Annotated in this window: 19 protein-coding genes; all 19 read left to right on the plus strand. The window is 30.7% G+C overall.

Annotation, left to right across the window (positions count from 1 at the left end):
- Positions 1–391 (plus strand): DNA-directed RNA polymerase subunit alpha (locus KKC53_05880; protein ID MBU2598678.1); only part of this gene is annotated, 391 nt, incomplete at its 5' end.
- Between the two features lie 4 nt (positions 392–395).
- Positions 396–749 (plus strand): 50S ribosomal protein L17, encoded by a 354-nt coding sequence (gene rplQ / locus KKC53_05885; protein MBU2598679.1) that lies wholly within the window; start codon positions 396–398, stop codon positions 747–749.
- 79 nt (positions 750–828) lie between these two features.
- The gene (gene truA, locus KKC53_05890) at positions 829–1,560 is read left to right on the plus strand and encodes a tRNA pseudouridine(38-40) synthase TruA (GenBank protein MBU2598680.1); all 732 of its coding nucleotides are present in this window, start codon (positions 829–831) and stop codon (positions 1,558–1,560) included.
- A gap of 175 nt (positions 1,561–1,735) precedes the next feature.
- Entirely contained in the window at positions 1,736–2,164 is a 429-nt protein-coding gene (rplM, locus tag KKC53_05895; protein MBU2598681.1) for a 50S ribosomal protein L13, read from the plus strand.
- Positions 2,165–2,187: 23 nt separating this feature from the next.
- Positions 2,188–2,580 carry a 30S ribosomal protein S9 gene (gene rpsI / locus KKC53_05900; protein MBU2598682.1) on the plus strand — a complete coding sequence of 131 codons (393 nt, stop codon included), beginning with the start codon at positions 2,188–2,190 and terminating at the stop codon, positions 2,578–2,580.
- A 30-nt stretch (positions 2,581–2,610) separates the two neighbouring features.
- Complete coding sequence (locus tag KKC53_05905; GenBank protein MBU2598683.1) at positions 2,611–3,936, plus strand: phosphoglucosamine mutase; 1,326 nt, start codon at positions 2,611–2,613, stop codon at positions 3,934–3,936.
- Between the two features lie 552 nt (positions 3,937–4,488).
- Positions 4,489–5,820: a glutamine synthetase family protein gene (locus KKC53_05910; protein ID MBU2598684.1), complete on the plus strand. Its 1,332-nt coding sequence runs from the start codon at positions 4,489–4,491 to the stop codon at positions 5,818–5,820.
- Between the two features lie 46 nt (positions 5,821–5,866).
- Positions 5,867–7,702, plus strand: coding sequence for a glutamine--fructose-6-phosphate transaminase (isomerizing) (gene glmS / locus KKC53_05915; protein ID MBU2598685.1), 1,836 nt, complete (start codon positions 5,867–5,869; stop codon positions 7,700–7,702).
- Positions 7,703–7,706: 4 nt separating this feature from the next.
- Positions 7,707–8,111 (plus strand): holo-ACP synthase, encoded by a 405-nt coding sequence (acpS, locus tag KKC53_05920; protein MBU2598686.1) that lies wholly within the window; start codon positions 7,707–7,709, stop codon positions 8,109–8,111.
- Positions 8,108–9,670, plus strand: coding sequence for an NAD(P)H-hydrate dehydratase (locus KKC53_05925; protein MBU2598687.1), 1,563 nt, complete (start codon positions 8,108–8,110; stop codon positions 9,668–9,670). Before acpS ends, KKC53_05925 begins: the two co-directional genes overlap by 4 nt.
- A gap of 30 nt (positions 9,671–9,700) precedes the next feature.
- Positions 9,701–10,834: an alanine racemase gene (gene alr / locus KKC53_05930; protein MBU2598688.1), complete on the plus strand. Its 1,134-nt coding sequence runs from the start codon at positions 9,701–9,703 to the stop codon at positions 10,832–10,834.
- A gap of 191 nt (positions 10,835–11,025) precedes the next feature.
- Complete coding sequence (locus KKC53_05935) at positions 11,026–12,063, plus strand: zinc-binding dehydrogenase (protein MBU2598689.1); 1,038 nt, start codon at positions 11,026–11,028, stop codon at positions 12,061–12,063.
- A 14-nt stretch (positions 12,064–12,077) separates the two neighbouring features.
- Positions 12,078–13,592, plus strand: a complete 1,515-nt coding sequence (locus KKC53_05940) for an HD domain-containing protein (GenBank protein ID MBU2598690.1) — start codon at positions 12,078–12,080, stop codon at positions 13,590–13,592.
- Between the two features lie 17 nt (positions 13,593–13,609).
- Entirely contained in the window at positions 13,610–14,512 is a 903-nt protein-coding gene (locus tag KKC53_05945) for a histone deacetylase (protein ID MBU2598691.1), read from the plus strand.
- Between the two features lie 133 nt (positions 14,513–14,645).
- On the plus strand, positions 14,646–14,957 hold the full coding sequence (locus KKC53_05950; GenBank protein MBU2598692.1) for a hypothetical protein: 312 nt from the start codon (positions 14,646–14,648) through the stop codon (positions 14,955–14,957).
- Between the two features lie 67 nt (positions 14,958–15,024).
- Positions 15,025–15,585, plus strand: a complete 561-nt coding sequence (locus KKC53_05955; protein ID MBU2598693.1) for a phosphohydrolase — start codon at positions 15,025–15,027, stop codon at positions 15,583–15,585.
- 110 nt (positions 15,586–15,695) lie between these two features.
- Positions 15,696–16,511, plus strand: coding sequence for a hypothetical protein (locus KKC53_05960; protein ID MBU2598694.1), 816 nt, complete (start codon positions 15,696–15,698; stop codon positions 16,509–16,511).
- 123 nt (positions 16,512–16,634) lie between these two features.
- A complete protein-coding gene (locus tag KKC53_05965; GenBank protein MBU2598695.1) occupies positions 16,635–16,871 on the plus strand; it encodes an Lrp/AsnC ligand binding domain-containing protein in 237 nt (78 codons plus the stop codon).
- A 402-nt stretch (positions 16,872–17,273) separates the two neighbouring features.
- Positions 17,274–17,996, plus strand: a 723-nt coding sequence (locus KKC53_05970) for a HesA/MoeB/ThiF family protein (GenBank protein MBU2598696.1), incomplete at its 3' end; no start/stop codon positions are given.

Below are 17,996 nucleotides of genomic sequence, written 5' to 3' on the forward strand. Positions count from 1 at the left end.
AACCAGAGTAGGTCATAAAACCAATTATGATAAATTAACTCTAAAAATTAAGACAAATGGAGCTGTAACCCCTGATTTTGCTTTAAGCCAAACTGCAAAGACATTTTCTGATTATATGAAGGTTCTTATGGATGTCACGGATATTGCTTTATTTGAGAGTTTCATAAAAGAGGAGGAGAAACCAAAGGAAAGAGAGGAGATACCAATAGAGGAACTGAACCTGTCAGTGAGATCATATAATTGTTTAAAGAAAGAAAGTATTGTTTATATTTCAAATCTTTGTGATTATACAGAACAACAGCTTTTAAGTATCCGTAATCTGGGTATGAAATCATTAAATGAAATCAAGAAGAAATTAGAAGAAAGGAAATTAACACTTAAGAAGGTCTAAAAATATGGTTAAACCAAAGAAGGGAAGAAGAATAGGTGGTAGTGCTAGTCATCAAAAAGCAATAATGGCGAATTTAGCAATAGCGCTATTAGAACATAATAGGATTAAAACTACTCATGCAAAAGCAAAAAGGTTAAAAGCGATCATTGATAAATTGATAGGTTTGGGTAAAAAGGATGACCTAAGTTCCAAACGTAAGGCATTATCAATGCTTAGACACAATAGAAAAGCAGTGAAAAAACTTTTTGATGAGGTAGCTCCTCGTTATCATCAAAAAGACTCAGGTTTTTCAAGGATAATTAAAATTGGAGAAAGACCTGGTGATGCATCTTTAATAGTATTTATAGAATTAACTTAAAAATAAAACAATTAGCGCAATCTCATTAAAAAAAAATTATAAAAATTTAATAATATTTGATATTTGTGAAGAGTAGTTGTTGCACAATATAAAGATAATTTTAGAATATAATGGGACTAGATATAAAGGATTTCAGATTCAGAAAGATTTAGATACAATACAGGGAAGATTGGAGGATTGCCTAAGTACCATATTAGGAAAAAGAATAAAAATAAAATATTCAAGTAGAACAGATGCAGGAGTTCATGCCAAGGGACAGGTAATTAACTTTATAACAGAGAACAAGATAGATCATATTAAACTTCAAAGGTCTATGAATGCAATATTACCGAGTGATATAGTTATAAAGCACATAGAGGAGGTTGAAAATAATTTTGACTCAAGAAGGGATGCCAAAAGTAGAGAGTATGAATATTATATTTTGAATAGGCAATTTCCATCTGCATTTAATAAAAATTACTTATTAATTGATAAAAAACTTAATATTAAATCAATGATTTTAGCTTCTAAATATCTTATTGGAAAAAAAGATTTTAAAGCATTTTGCAAAGATTCATCAGAAGTTAAAAATACTGTTCGCAATGTAAAAGAAGTTGAAATTAACAAAGTAGGAGATTTCATAGTAATAAAGATAATAGCAAATTCCTTTATTCATCAAATGGTAAGAATAATTGTAGGAACCTTGATAGAAGTAGGCCTCTCTAAAAGAGAGCCTTATGAAATTTTACAAATTTTAGAAAAAAAACAGAGAATATTTGCAGGAAAGGTAGCAGAAGCGAAAGGTCTTTATTTAACCAAAATTAATTATTGAAAAAATAAAATTAAATAACCTTTGAAAGATTTGGGCAAAGTTTCTGTCTTCCTCTCCCTTGATGGGAGAGGGTAGGGAGAGGGTAAAATGTCTTCGAAACCATGCCACAAATCTATTAATGAAAATTAAATTTAAAAAAATATAGTATTGTTATTGAGAGGGAGACGAAATTAGGTTGAAAACAACAATCATAAAGGAAAAAGATATAAAGAAAGATTGGTATATCATTGATGCAACTGGAAAGACATTAGGAAGACTTGCCAGCAAAGTTGCTAATATTCTTATGGGAAAACATAAAGTTAACTATGTGCCACATTTAGATGTTGGTGATTATATAGTAGTAATAAATGCTGATAAGGTAGTTTTAACTGGTAAGAAATTATCTACAAAAATATATTATAAACATTCAGGTTATCCAGGTGGATTAAAAGAGAAGGTTTATAAAGAGCTGATGAAGGAAAAGCCTGAATTTGTATTTAAAAAAGCTGTAAAGGGAATGCTTCGAAAAAATAAGTTAGGTAGAAAGATGTTTAAGAAGTTGAAAGTATATTCAGGCTCCAAGCATCCCCATCAAGCTCAGAATCTAAAGATCATTGATATCTAAAAGTAAGTAGGAGGATTATTATTTTGGATAAACTAGTATATAAAGCTACAGGTAGGAGAAAAACATCTGTTGCAAGGGTGAGAATAATACCAGGTGAGGGTAAATTCAATATAAATGGAAGAAGTTTAGATGAGTATTTTCCACAAAAAGCTTTTAAAGAAACAGCTTTAAAACCCTTAATTCTTACCCAGACAGAATTTCAATTCGATATTATTGTAAATGTTAATGGAGGGGGGATATCAAGTCAATCAGGTGCAATTGCTCATGGAATATCAAGAGCATTGCTTGAAGCTAATGCGGATTACAGACAACTACTTAAAAAAGAAGGACTATTAACCAGAGATCCAAGGATGAAAGAAAGAAAAAAATATGGTTTAAAGAAAGCAAGGAAAGCCCCCCAATACTCTAAGAGATAAAATAACATTTGTATTAAAGGGGAGATTTATTTGCCAAAAATTTTTGGAACAGATGGCGTAAGAGGTATAGCAAATAGAGAGTTAACATGTGAACTTGCATTTAAGGTAGGATTTGCAAGTGCTAAGAAGTTAGCTAATATAGGGGAATATATAGTTATTGGTAAGGATAATCGCCCTTCTTCAGATATGCTTGAAGCAGCTGTAACTGCTGGAATATGTTCAGCAGGTATTAATGTTATAAAATTTGGAATTATCCCTTCCTCCGCAATACCTTTCTTAATAAGAAAGACCTCTGCTAGTGGTGGAGTAATGATATCAGCTTCTCATAATTCATCTGAATATAATGGAATTAAATTTTTCACGGATCATGGTTTCAAATTAGAAGAAGAAACTGAAGCTGAAATTGAAAAAGAAATAGATAGTATAAATGATACTTCGTTAAGATCATCTGGAAAAGATATCGGGAGAGTAAGTAATAGGTGTGATTTAGTAGATAGTTATATTGATTTTTTAACAAATTTATATCCTCTAAATCTGAGGGGTTTAAAGATTGCTATAGATTGTGCAAATGGTGTTGCAAGCTTTATAGCCCCTGAAGTCTATAAGAAACTGGGCGCTACTTTATTAGTTCATAGTAATGAAGAGTTAGGTGAGAATATAAACTACATGTGTGGTTCAACATTTCCTGAAAATATAAGTAATATAGTCAAAAAGACTAAATCAGATATTGGCATTGCTTTTGATGGAGATGGCGATAGATTAATAGTTTCTGATGAAAAAGGAAATATATTAGATGGTGAATTCATAATGGCAATTATTGTGAATTTTCTGAAGAATGAAGAAAAGCTTAAAAATAACTTACTTGTTACAACAGTAATGGCTAATTTAGGATTTGTTCAAGCTTTGAAAAATTTAGGAATTAAGGTTATAACCACAGATGTTGGTGACCGCTTTGTACTAATAGAAATGCTGAAGAGAGGTTCAATAATTGGTGGGGAACAATCAGGACATATAATATTGCTGGATAAATATACAACTGGAGATGGAATATTAACTTCTTTAGCACTACTTAATGTTTTAATTAAGCAAAAACAGCCACTTTCTGAACTTTCCAAAATTATGAAAAAATATCCACAAGTTTTGATAAATGTGGAAGCGAAAGATAAATCAAAACTATCCTCAGCTAAGCATTTTTGGGAAAAAGTTAAAGAACTTGAAAAGAAACTTAATGGAAATGGAAGAATCTTTGTAAGACCTTCAGGTACAGAATCAGTTATAAGGATAATGGTGGAAAGTACATCAGAAAAATTAGCAAATTCCATTGCAAAACAACTTGCCTTACTTATTAACTTTTAAATTTTTTATACCATAGAATAGTTATCTCTACTAGAAGATTTGTGGGTATTAATAATTTTAAAGGGGAATCTTATAAATAAATGAATATAAGAATTGTATTTGACATTACAATAATTGATTGATATATTTTGAGATATGTAAAATTTATTAGTATTAATGGGAGGTGATGTTACTTAGAAATAGAAGAAAGATAAAGGGAAGATAGCGCATGGACTGAGATTTTAATAATTAGTATTATTTATATTTCAGTTGACGAGGAGGAGGTTTACTGTTGCAAAACAGTATTAACTGATAAATAAAAAAAATATTTATCAGGAAAATCGAGAGATCAGCGGATGCCTCTTAGGGATATTAACATCTCTAATCTTTTCCCCAAAAGCAATCTCATATGAAACCAATAGGTAACTATTGAAACAAAAGAGATTCGCAGTTATCAATAAGTAACATAAAGCTAAGAAATAAGTAGAGAAAATCTTTTATACAACGATTCCATAAAAAATTCATTTTTTATATATATCTATTAAAAAATAATAAATAATCAGGAGATTAAAAATGGTTATAAAAGATAAAAAATATGTTCTCAAGAAGGTAAAAAAGGAAGATGTAAGATTTATTAAATTATGGTTTACAGATATTCTTGGATTTCTAAAAAGTGTAACTATAACTACTAATGAATTGGAAATATCATTGGAAGAAGGCACCGGATTTGATGGGTCATCAATTCATGGGTTTACAAGAATTGATGAAAGCGATATGATCGCCATGCCTGACCCTCAAACTTTTCAGATTCTTCCATGGAAAACAAAAGATAAACTTGTTGCAAGGATGTTTTGTGATATTTTAGAACCTGATAAATCCTTTCATCAAGGTGATCCAAGATATGTTTTAAAGAAAAACCTAAAGTATGCAAGAGATATGGGTTATACATTCTTTGTTGGACCGGAGCTTGAATATTTTTATTTTAAAAGCTCTGATAGTGAACCTCAAGGTCTGGATGATGGAGGATATTTTGATTTAACACCCCCAGATGTTGCAACAGATCTACGCAATGAGACAATATTATCACTTCAAGCGTTACAAATTGAGGTAGAGTCGAGTCATCATGAAGGAGCTCCTAGCCAACATGAAATAGACCTTAAGTTTACTGAAGCTTTAACTATGGCAGATAATACTATGACCTCCAGATTAGTAATAAAGGAAGTAGCAGTTCAAAATGGTGTTTACGCAACTTTTATGCCTAAACCTGTATTTGGAATAAATGGAAGTGGTATGCACACTCATATGTCTATTTATAAAGATGGTAAGAATATTTTCTTTGATTCGGATGACAAATACAAGCTTTCAATTGAAGCTAAAAGATTTATAGCAGGACTCCTTAGACATGCTCCTGAAATAACAATAGTAACCAATCAATGGGTTAATTCATATAAGAGATTAACTCCAGGATACGAAGCTCCTGTTTATCTATCCTGGGCTCTGCGCAATAGATCTGATTTGATTAGAGTTCCTGTTTATAGGTATGGTCAGGAACAGGCAACTCGAGTAGAATATCGAGCACCTGACCCTGCTTGCAATCCATATTTATCCTTTTCAGTAATGTTAGCAGCAGGACTTAAGGGAATAAAGAAAAAGTATAAACCAATTTCACCAGTGGAAAGAAATGTTTATGAAATGACTGATGAAGAAAGGGAAAAAGAGGGGATAGGTTCTCTTCCAGAAAATCTTTTTGAAGCAATTGAATTTGCTGAAAAAAGTGACCTTCTTAGAGAAGCTTTAGGAGACCATGTCTTTGATAAATTTATTGAGAACAAAAAAATTGAATGGAATAATTATAGAACCCAGGTGACAGATTATGAGGTAAAGCGATACCTGCCCATACTTTGAACAACAAATTTTTAAATCTTTTTATTAATTAATTAAGGAGAAAAATATGTGTGGAATAATTGGATATGTTGGAGAAAAAGACTGTGCTTCAATATTGCTAAATGGATTAAAAAGACTTGAATATAGAGGCTATGACTCATCAGGAATAGCTGTATTAAATAGTGTCAATGATAAAAATGAAATCTCCACGATCAAGAGAGTAGGTAATTTGAAAAAGTTAGAAAAAGCTTTATTGGATGTTAACATAAAGGGTAATTTAGGAATTGGTCATACAAGATGGGCTACTCATGGAAAACCCCACAGACTTAATGCACATCCTCATTCAGACTGCAATAATGAGATACTGTTGGTTCATAATGGAATTGTTGAGAATTATGAACCACTCAAAAAGGAGCTTATTTCAAAAGGACATAAGTTTATTTCAGAGACTGATACTGAAGTACTTGTTCATTTAGTGGAGGATTTCTATAAAGGGGATTTGGTAGAAGCGGTTAAGGAAGCACTAAAAAAAGTTGAAGGTTCATATGCAATAGTAGTGATGAGCAACAAATCTCCTAATCAGTTAGTTGGAGCAAGATATGATAGTCCGTTAGTAGTAGGATTAGGTAGTGGAGAGAACTTCTTAGCCTCAGATATGCCAGCAGTTCTTGAGCATACCAACAAATTTATAATAATTGATCAGGGAGAGATTGCAAATGTTACAAAAGATAAAGTAGAAATATATGATAAGAATGGCAAGATAATAGATAAAGTACCATTTGAAACTGATTGGAATATATCCTTGGCTGAAAAGGAGGGTTATGAGGACTTTATGTTAAAGGAAATTATGGAACAACCAGTGGCTGTAAGAGAAACATACAGGAGCCATGTTTATAAACATGAAATTAGTCTGGATGAGAGTAGTTTACCACTTGATATTATAAAAAAAGCAAAAAAAATTTTTGTTGTTGCTTGTGGAACTTCCCTATTTGCAGGATTTGTAGCGAAAGGTGTTATAGAGAGATTTGCAAGAATTCCTGTTGATGTAGTAACCGCTTCTGAATTTAGATATATAGATCCAATAGTACCTGATCCAAGCATTGTGATAGCCATATCACAATCCGGTGAAACTTTAGACACTATTGCTGGTATTAGAGAAGCTAAAAGAAAAAATGCATGGGTTTTAACTATATCAAATGTAATGGAAAGTTCTGCGGTTAGAGAATCTGATGGAGCAATGTATACCTTTGCTGGTCCTGAAATAGGTGTTGCTGCGAGTAAAACGCACACATCTCAAATTATGATTTCCTATTTATTAGCTCTTTATTTAGCTAAGATTAGAGGGACAATTACTTCTGAAGAGATTACTTTTTACCTGGATGAATTAAAAGGGGTTCATGATAAGATAAAATCAGTGTTAGATAATCGTGATAAGATAAAAGCACTTGCAGATATATATTATAAATTTCCAAATTTTATATTCATTGGAAGGAAATATGGTTTACCTGCAGTTATGGAAGGAGCACTTAAATTAAAGGAAATATCATATATACATGCGGAGGCATATCCAGGAGGGGAGATGAAACATGGACCAATTGCTCTTGTAGGTGAAGATTGTCCTGTAGTAGCTATTGCTAATGAGTCTAGTGTATATAGTAAGATAATTAATAATATTTCTGAAGTGAAAGCAAGGAATGCCCTTGTCTTTGCATTAGCTACGATTGGTGATAAGGAAATTAGTAATTTAGTTGACCATGTTTTAGAAGTTCCAAAGATACCCGAGGAATTTTCTGCTATCATAAATGTGGTTCCATTACAGCTTTTTGCTTATGAAATAGCTAAAAAACTCGGAAGAAATGTAGATCAACCTAGAAACTTAGCAAAAACAGTTACAGTAGAGTAATAAAATGAAAGATGATTTAAATATATCAGGAATAGGGATAGACTTAGTTGAAGTTGATAGAATTAAAAGGTTAATAAATAAGTACCCCAAATTTTTAAATAGATTTTTTACTAAAAACGAAATCAATTATTGTAATAACAAAAAAAACAGATATATTCATTTTGCTGGAAAATTTGCAGCTAAAGAAGCTATTATCAAATCTATTGGATTTGGAAATAATGCTTTAAAATTAAAAGAGATTGAGATTAATAATACGAGTAATACTAATAAAAATTCGATTCCAAAAGTTATACTACACGGTTCTGCTCTTAGCCTTGCTAATAAAAAGGATATAGAAGAAATTTTAATTAGTATTACTCATACAAAGAAAATGGCTATTGCTATCGCTTATACAAGGGGTAAAGCATGAGCATAAATAAAGTTCTAACAGGTTATGAGACATCCGAGATTGATAAGTTTGCAGCAAAAAAGGGTATAAAAACATTGGATTTGATGGAAAGAGCTGGCCAGATGGTTGCTGATGTTACAATAAAGAAGTTAGAAGATTCAGGGAAAAAGAATATTTTAGTTATTTGTGGTAAAGGAAATAATGGGGGAGATGGTTTTGTAGCATCTTCTATGCTTCACAAAAAAGGTTTTAATGTTATCACTTACTATATAAGTGACTCTCAAGAGCTAAGGGAACCATCAAGAACAAGCTTTAAAAAAGCGAAGTTAGCTGGACTTATATTAAAGAAAATAGAAGAAGATTTAATCTCATTCAGGGAAGACTTAAAAAATTGTGACTTTGTTATTGACGCAATTTTTGGGACTGGTTTAAAAAGATCTATTAAAGGTATATTTTTAAATATCATAAACCTTATAAACGAATCTAATAAATATGTTTTAGCAATAGATATTCCATCCGGAATAAGTGGAGATACTGGAGAGGTTTTCAATGTAGCAATCAAAGCGAATACTACAGTTACATTGCAGACTTATAAATTTGGACTTTTAAACTATCCAGGGGCAAGTTATGTTGGAGATATAAAGTGTGTAGACATAGGATTACCTCAAGATTTAATAGATAGATATTGCAAAATCTATTTTATTGATGATGATTGGATTTTAAATAGACTTCCAAAAAGAAAAGCAGATGCTCATAAAGGTGATGCAGGAAAACTGTTTGTTATAGCTGGCTCACCAGGTTTTACTGGGGCAGCTTATCTCTGTTCTATGTCAGCTCTTTTAGGTGGGGCAGGTGTTGTTACATTAGCAATTCCTGAGGGATTAAATGCAATAATGGAAACTAAATTGACTGAGGTAATGACATTACCACTTCCTCAGACAAAGGATGGAACCTTAGCTATTTCAGCTCTACCAATAATAATGGATGCAATTGATAGGTTTAATTGTGTAGCAATTGGACCGGGCGTTTCATTAAATAAAGAAACCTCAATGTTAGTTAAATCTTTAGTAAAAGATTTGAGGATTCCAATAGTAATAGATGCTGATGCTCTTACAATATTATCCGAAAATTTAGAAATCTTAAGAGATTCAAAAGCTCCAATAATAATTACTCCTCATCCAGGTGAATTGTCCAGACTATTGCATATTACTAAAGTAAATTTAAAGGATAGATTAGAGTTAAATCGAGAGATCTCAAAGAATATTGGAAAAATATCTGTTTTAAAGGGAGCTAGAACATTAATTTCAAATCCAGAGGGCGAAACCTTTATAAACATGACTGGAAGTCCTGCCATGGCAACTGCTGGTTCTGGTGATGTTTTAGTTGGATTGATTTCTTCACTAATAGTTCAAGGTGTTAATTTGTTTGATGCAGCTATTATGGGAACCTATTTACATGGTCTTGCTGGGGATATAGCTTCAGAAGAGGTTGGTCAGCGTTCACTTATTGCAACAGATATAATGAATGAAATTCCAAAAACATTTTTAAGAATTGAGGGAACCTTCCCATTTACTGAATAGTCTAATTTTTTAATTTAGAAAGAAAAAAGTGTGAAAATTTATAGACCTGTTTGGGCTGAGGTAAATACAAATAATATTAAAGATAACCTAAGGTTTATTAGAACCTTAATGTCTAAAAGCACAAAAATAATGGCTGTTGTTAAAGCCAATGGGTATGGTCACGGTGCATTAGAAGTAGCTAAAGCAGCAGTTGAAGCAGGGGTTGAAAGATTAGGGGTAGCATCAGTTGAAGAAGCATTAGAGCTTATAAATTATGATATTAAAGCTCCTATACAATTATTAAGCCAACCACCTATATCATCTGTTAAGATAATAGTTGAAAATTCAACAATCAAAGACTCGATAATTAGCACTGTATATACTAAAAATTTTGTAAAGGCTCTATCGGAGGAAGCACATAATCAAAATAAAAAATGTTTAGTTCATGTAAAAGTTGATACAGGAATGCACAGAGTAGGAATAAGCACTGAATATGTTATAGACTTAGTTAAATATATATCTACACTCCAAAATATGGAAATTGAGGGATTGTTTACACATTTTGCCTGCGCTGATGATCCTAAAAATCCATATACATTATTACAATTAAAGAGATTTCTAAAATTAAAAGAAACTCTAAAAAAGAACAATTTTAAATTTAAAATATATCACTGTGCAAACTCAGCAGCAACCTTAAATTTCCCCCAGACTCACATGGATATAGTTAGAATTGGTATAGCAATGTATGGATTAAGGTCTTCAGAAAAGACTTTCTCACCAAAATTAAAACCAGCACTCTCCTTAAAAGCAAAGATATCCTATTTAAAAACAGTGAAAAAAGGAGAGGGAATTTCTTATGGGTTAACATTTAGAACAAAAGAAAAAAGTTTAATAGCCACTGTACCAATTGGCTATGCGGATGGATATCCTAAGCAATTATCCAATAAAGGAGTGGTTTTGGTTAAAGGGAAAAGGATTCCAGTTGTTGGAAATGTCACAATGGATCAGATAATGATAGATGTAACTGACTTAAATGAAATTAAAACAGGAGATGAAGTAGTTATAATAGGAAATCAAGGAGAAGAAAAAATAGAAGTAAATGAGTTATCAAGAGCTTTAAATACAATTGACTATGAAATTGTGTGTGGTATAAAAGACAGAATCCCTAAAATATATTTGGAGTAAAAAATATTAATTTAGCCTTGCATTTATTTTAAAATTACAATTCCTCACAGCTTTTAAGATTTTACAGCAATTCCTAGTTTTACAGAACAAAGAAATTTTGTTATCTTTTTTACATGATAAATTCCTGGTATTATTATCTCATTAACTTCAAAAATAAATTTTCATCTAATAATTAGAAGGGAGAGAGGATTATGAAATGTGCGATGTTGTATGGTCCTGGTAAGTTAAGAATTGAAGAGGTTGAGATCCCTACCATAAAAAAGGGAGAGGTTTTAGTTGAAGTAAGAGCAGCCCTTACATGTGGAACAGATATAAAGACCTATCTGAGGGGACATCCGGTATTAATAAAGAAATATCCCTCACCTTTTGGTCATGAATTTTCTGGTGTTATTTCAAAAGTGGGATCTGATGTAAACAGATTTAAACCTGGAATGAGAGTTGTAGCTGCAAATTCTGCTCCATGTGGGAAATGTTATTTTTGTAAAAAAGGGAATTTTGGTTTGTGTGAAGATTTAAGACTATTAAATGGGGCATATTCACAATTTATAGTTGTACCTGAATTAATTGTTAATAAAAATCTTTTAGAAATTCCAGATAATGTTTCCTTTGAGAAAGCAGCATTATCTGAGCCACTTGCATGTTGTTTAAATGCTGTTGAACAAAGCAATATTTCACCTAATGATACAGTTGCAGTAATTGGATTAGGCCCCATTGGTCTATTTTTAACTCATATATATCATTTAAGTGGAGCAAAAGTAATAGCATGTGGAAGGGGGAAAAAAAGACTTGAACTTGCTAAGATTTTAGGAGCTAACTTTACAATTGATGCAGGAGAAATTGAAAATGAGATAGAGGAAGTTAAAAATTTATCAAATAATGGTAGAGGAGCAGATGTAGTTGTAGAAGCAGTTGGAAAACCTGATATTTGGGAAATGGCTGTAAAAATGGCAAGAAGGGGAGGACTTGTAATTTTATTTGGAGGTTGTCCATCAGGAACTTCATTTTCTATAGATACATCTCTTATTCATTATGAACAAATAACTATAAAAGGAATTTTTCATCATACTCCCCAACTTTTTAAAAGAGCTCTGGATCTAATAGCAAGCGGAAAAATAAATACAAAAGCTTTTATAAGTGCAAAGCTTCCACTTGAAAAGTTGAAGGATGCATTTTCCCTGGTTAGAGAAAAGCTGGGTGTAAAATATTTTATAGACCCTTTTTATAAATAATTTTTTAAAATTTGATGAAAAAAAAAGAGATTATTTTAAAATTAAAGAAAAAAATATTAAAAGATTCCACTCTTAAGAAAGTAGTTAATGAAATAGGTTCTAATTTTCCAAATAGTTATTTAGTTGGTGGTTTTATAAGAGATATCGCCTTAGATATTGATTCAAGAAATTTAGATATAGTTGCTCAATTTTCCCCAGAGAAAATAGCCAAGTTTGTTTCAAGCATCAAGAGCGCTAAAATTTTCCCTCTAGACATTAAAAGAAAAATTTTTAGAATGATAATAAAAAATGATAGCGAAATAACAACAATTGATTTTTCATTCTACGATATTATCAAAATCAAGAATGAACTTACAGGTAGAGATTTCACTATAAACGCAATAGCAGTTCCCACAGTTATTTTTTCAGAAACTTATGAATTACCTACTAAAATTATTAAAAAGGATTATGAATTACCTTATAAATTACCATTTAACCTTATGGACCCCTTCAATGGCTTAAAGGATTTGACAGAAGGAAGGCTTAGACTTGTAAGTGAAAAAGCATTACAAGATGACCCAGTTAGAATATTAAGAGCTTTTAGGTTTAAACTATCTCACAATCTATCAATTTCAGAAAAACTAAAGCAAAAAATTAAATCAGATTCAAATATGCTAAGGTCTGTTTCTGGTGAAAGAATAGCAGAAGAAGTTCTTAAGATATTTTCACATACCAATTTATCTTCTACCTTAAAAGAAATGCAGAAGCTAAATGTCTTAAAACAGCTATTTCCATCAATTGAAGATAATGTTGGAATATCTCAGTTTGGATATCACTCTGAGGATATTTTTGATCACTTATTAAAATGTGTTGATAAAATGGATAATATAGAGGAGTTTATAAAAATATATTTGACTGATTATAGTAAACAGATATTTTCTCATCTAAATAAACTAATACAGGGAGATTATAAAAAATTTACTTTTCTAAAACTTGCAACTTTTCTTCATGATATAGGTAAATCAGAAACTAAAGTTGTTGATATTAATGGTAGAATTAGATTTTACAATCATCAGAAGGTTGGAGCTGAAAAAACAGAGAATATTTGTGAAAATCTTAGACTTAGTAATAAAGCTACTAATTATTTAGTCAAGATGATAGAAAAACATATGAGGATACCAAATCTATTGGGTTTAGAAAAAATTACAGATAGAGCAACATATAGATTAATCAGGGAAGTTGGTGATGAATTAATAGATTTAATTTTACTATGTTATGTGGATAGAGTAGCTGATCCAGGACCATTAGTAGAAGTAGATTTTGAAAAGAAGATGATTAAATATTTTAATAAAATACTATATTTAAGAGAAAAGATTAAAAAGCAGACTAAAAAGCCTTTAATTAGGGGAGATGAAATAATAGAAAAATTTGGGCTAACTCCTGGACCAAAAATTGGAGAAATTTTAAAATTAGTTGAAAAAGAAAGAGCCTTAGGTAATATCTCAACTAAAAATAAGGCTTTAAAAATGATTCAGGAAAGATTAAAATAAACTAAAAGGATAAAAAAATGCTTTATTTTTGTTATAGTGATAAATATACAGGAGAACTAACTGGACATGTTTTTCCTATTGAAAAGTATAAGATGGTTTATGAAAGGTTGAAATCAGAGAAATTGATAACAGATAAGAATTTAATTGGACCGATAAAACCTTTAAGAAAAGAATTATCGCTTGTTCATACTAATAATTATTTGGACGATCTCTTTAGTTTAAGATTTACTCATAGAACTTACCCATCTGAACTTCCTTTAAATCAAAAAATTTTAGATTTTTTTCTAATAACAACAGGTGGAACAATAAGTGCTGCCAAAATGGCATGTAAACATAATGTAGCAATAAATTTAGCTGGTGGGTATCACCATGCTTTTCCAGATAGAGCAGAGGGTTTCTGTTACTTAAATGATGTAGCTATTTCAATTAGATTAGTTCAAAAAGAAAAGTTAGCAAGTAAGGTTTTGATTGTTGACCTTGATTTACACCAGGGAAATGGTAATGCATATATTTTTAGAGATGACTCAAATGTATTTACTTTCTCTATGCATCAGGAGAATAATTATCCGATAAAACAGAGAGGAGATTTAGACATTGGATTAGATAATAGTACTACAGATATTCAATATCTTGAATATTTGCAAAAAATTTTACCAGGACTTATTGAAAAGCAAAAACCAGAACTAATATTTTATTTGGCTGGAGCAGATCCTTATTATAATGATATACTGGGTGGACTTTCGCTAACAAAGGAAGGTTTAAAAAAAAGAGATGAGTTTGTTATAAATAAAGCTCAGGAAAAAAATATTCCAATTTGTATTGTTCTTGCGGGAGGTTATGCAGAAAATACGAATGATATTGTGGATATTCACTGCAATACATGTTATATTGCAAAAAAATATAGTGGAACATTTAGTTAATGTTTTTATAACAATTTTGGGTAAGGATTGGGGGAAGTAATAAAGATAGAATGCTTTAGGAAAAAATAAAACTATAAATAAAATTTTAAAAATAGTTTAAGAAATGTTAAAAAAATAATAAAAGGGTTTTGGTATGAAAATTTTTAAAAGAATTTTATCTAAAATTAAAGAAAAAGAAGAAGAGCAAAATGCCATGTTTCTATATGTTAAGTGCAATAGATGTGGTGAGAAAATTAAAGTTAGAATAGTAAAGAGTACTGACCTTTTGTACAATTATAATCAACCCCAGGGAGATGTAGGTTATACTTTGAGAAAGGAAATATTAGGGAATAAATGTCCCAATTTGATTTATGCTTATGCTGAATTTGATAAAAATAAGAAGATGTTAAGCCTGGATGTAAATGGTGGTATTTCCATAACACCAGGGGAATATGAAAAGGAATAAAATTGAAAAAATATCCGAATTCAGGATAGTTGTGATATATTAAAGGTTAGATTAAAGGAGTATTAAAGTGAATATAATATGGCGTGAAAGATATAAACCCTTATTGGAGAAAATAGTTAATCGTAAAGATCAGGTTAATAAAATCTTAGATTTTTTAGAGAACAAAACTAATTGGCTTACAGCACCTGCCAGTACAAAGTACCATTTAGATAGGGATGGTGGATTAATTGATCACAGTGTTGGTGTTACACATACTCTATTAAAATTGAAAAATATTTTAGCACCTGAAATACCTAATGAGAGCTGTGTTGTTATTGGACTATTTCATGATGTTGGGAAAGTTGGGATGGCAGGAAAACCATACTATATAAAGTTGAAAATTCCCACAAAGGACGGAAAAAAATATATTATAAATAAAGATTTAGCAGCTATGGGGATTGCTGCGAGAAGTCTTATGCTTATTTCTAAATTCATAAGTTTAAGTGATAATGAAGCACAGGCTATTGCATATCATGATGGTCAATATATTCCCGAAGGAAAGATAGTAGCGCATAGAGAAAGTGCTCTAACACTACTTCTTCATTACGCAGATTATTGGACTTCACATATTTTAGAGAGAGGTGAATAATATTGGAATATTTTGAAAATATAAACTGTTTATTTATATTTTTTCAACAATCAGAACAGGCTCCAGGAATTAATCTCTTTGGTTATCTATCATATATTTTCTGGATTGTTATGATTTTGATGTTTTTAATTCCCTATATCAGACAAAAAAAATTAACTATTGATCGCTTCCGTCAAATAAAAAAGATAGAACGTATTAGAGGAACAAGAGTAATTACTATGATTCATCGCCAGGAAAGTCTTTTTGGATTGCCATTTTTTAAATATATAGATATTCAAGATTCAGAACAGGTTTTAAGAGCGGTTAGAATGACTCCAAATAATATGCCTATTGATTTTATAATTCATACTCCAGGAGGATTGCAGTTGGCTTCTGAACAAATTGCTTTAGCCTTAGCTAATCATAAGGCGAAGGTTACTATATTTATACCCCATTATTCTATGTCCGGAGGAACTCTTCTGGCATTAGGTGCTGATGAGATTTGTATGGATGAGAATGCGGTAATTGGTCCACTCGATCCACAAATTGGTCAATTTCCCATGGTTTATCCCGCAACATCAATTTTGAAAGCTGTTAAAAAGAAATCATTGGATGAGATTGATGATAGAACTTTGATTTTGGCGGATGTAGCAACTAAGGCTATAAAACAGATGAAGCAGAGGATAGTTGAAATCATTGGCAATAGGATGGATTCAAAAAAGGCAAATAAATTAGCCAGTGTGTTGACAGATGGACGATGGACTCATGATTATCCAATAACCTTTAAGGAAGCAGAAGAGTTAGGATTTAATGTAAAGAGGGAAATTCCAAAAGAGATATATAAATTAATGGATTTATATCCTCAATCAGCAATTGGCAGACCATCTGTCCAATATATTCCTGTACCATATCCCAAGGAAGGGGGACAAAGAAGAAGAAAAAGTTAAAAATAAATTAAACACAGGAAAATCCAGAAATAGAACTTTTTTAGCAAAAAGTATGAATAAATAGTAAAATGTAAAAATAAATTTAATTTACTTAAAAATTATTATTTTTCGAAAGGAGAGAAAATGGCTGCTAATGCATATGTACTTATCAATGCAACTCCTCAGAAGATTGCTGATGTATTAACAAATATAAAAAAATCCCCTGCAGTTAAGAGAGCTAATGCTGTAACTGGACCATACGATATTATTGCTTACATTGAAGCAGAGGATATAAATGAAATTGGAAAGACAGTTGTTTTCCAGATTCAGGGAGTTCAGGGAGTTACAAAAACTCTAACATGTATGGTCGTTGAAGTGTAAAAAATTTTCCATTTTTTAACAAAAAGACAATAAGTTGGTATTCTGATTTGTTTCTTATATTTAAGAGATTAAAAAAATCTTGATATTTATTTATCTTGATAATCTTTACCAACTGATTTCCCACGTTCAAATTTTGTTAATAGATTCAGCTTTTTTTTAATTTCTATGAATTAAATTAGTAATTTCAGCCTATATATTTTATTTCAATTTTAAGCTAAGCTATATTGAGTGTTTATTATTATTTGTACTATTAACAAGATAGGTTAACAGTTTGCTATTCGAAAAATTAATATAATGTAATAAAAGTATTTGTCATTCCTTCGTTTCACTCAGGGTCAGAATAACGAAATAATATTAAGTTTTTAAAAATAATATTAAATTTTAAAAAGTGTAAGGAAATTGATGAAATTAACAGAACAAGATTTACAAAGATATAGTAGACAAATTCTAATAGATGGATTTGGAAAAGAAGGTCAATTAAAACTAAAAAACTCTACTGTTGGTATGTTAGGATGTGGAGGCCTAGGAACAGCAACATCAATTTATTTAGCAGCAGCTGGCATAGGTAGATTAATATTAGCTGATAGTGATAAACCTGATATAACTAATCTTAATAGACAGATAACTCATTATGAATATGATATTAAAAATAAAAGAAATAAAGCAGATTCTACAAAAGAAAAACTTTCAGAGTTTAACTCTGACATAGAAATAGAAACTTATACGAAAAATGTAAATGAAGAAAACATAGAAAAGGTTTTTGAAAAAGCAGATTTGATTGTAGATTGTCTTGATAATTTTGAGGATAGATATATGTTAAATTCATACTGTGTAAGAACTAACAAACCTTTAATACATGCTGCAGTTTATGGTTTTTATGGTCAACTAACAACTATAGTTCCAGAAAAAACAGCATGTTTAAAATGTATTTTTCCTTCTCCTCCACCCCAAATCAAAATATTCCCCATAATTGGTGTAACCGCTGGACTTTTTGGTATATTGGAAGCAAATGAAGTCATAAAGTATATAACTGGTGTTGGGAAACCTCTATTTAATAAGATGATGTTAATTGATCTTTCTGAAAATGAAGTGAATATGATAAAGACAGAAAGAGATAAAAACTGT

It is taken from the genome of Actinomycetota bacterium, assembly GCA_018830725.1.
Lineage (GTDB): Bacteria > Actinomycetota > Humimicrobiia > JAHJRV01 > JAHJRV01 > JAHJRV01.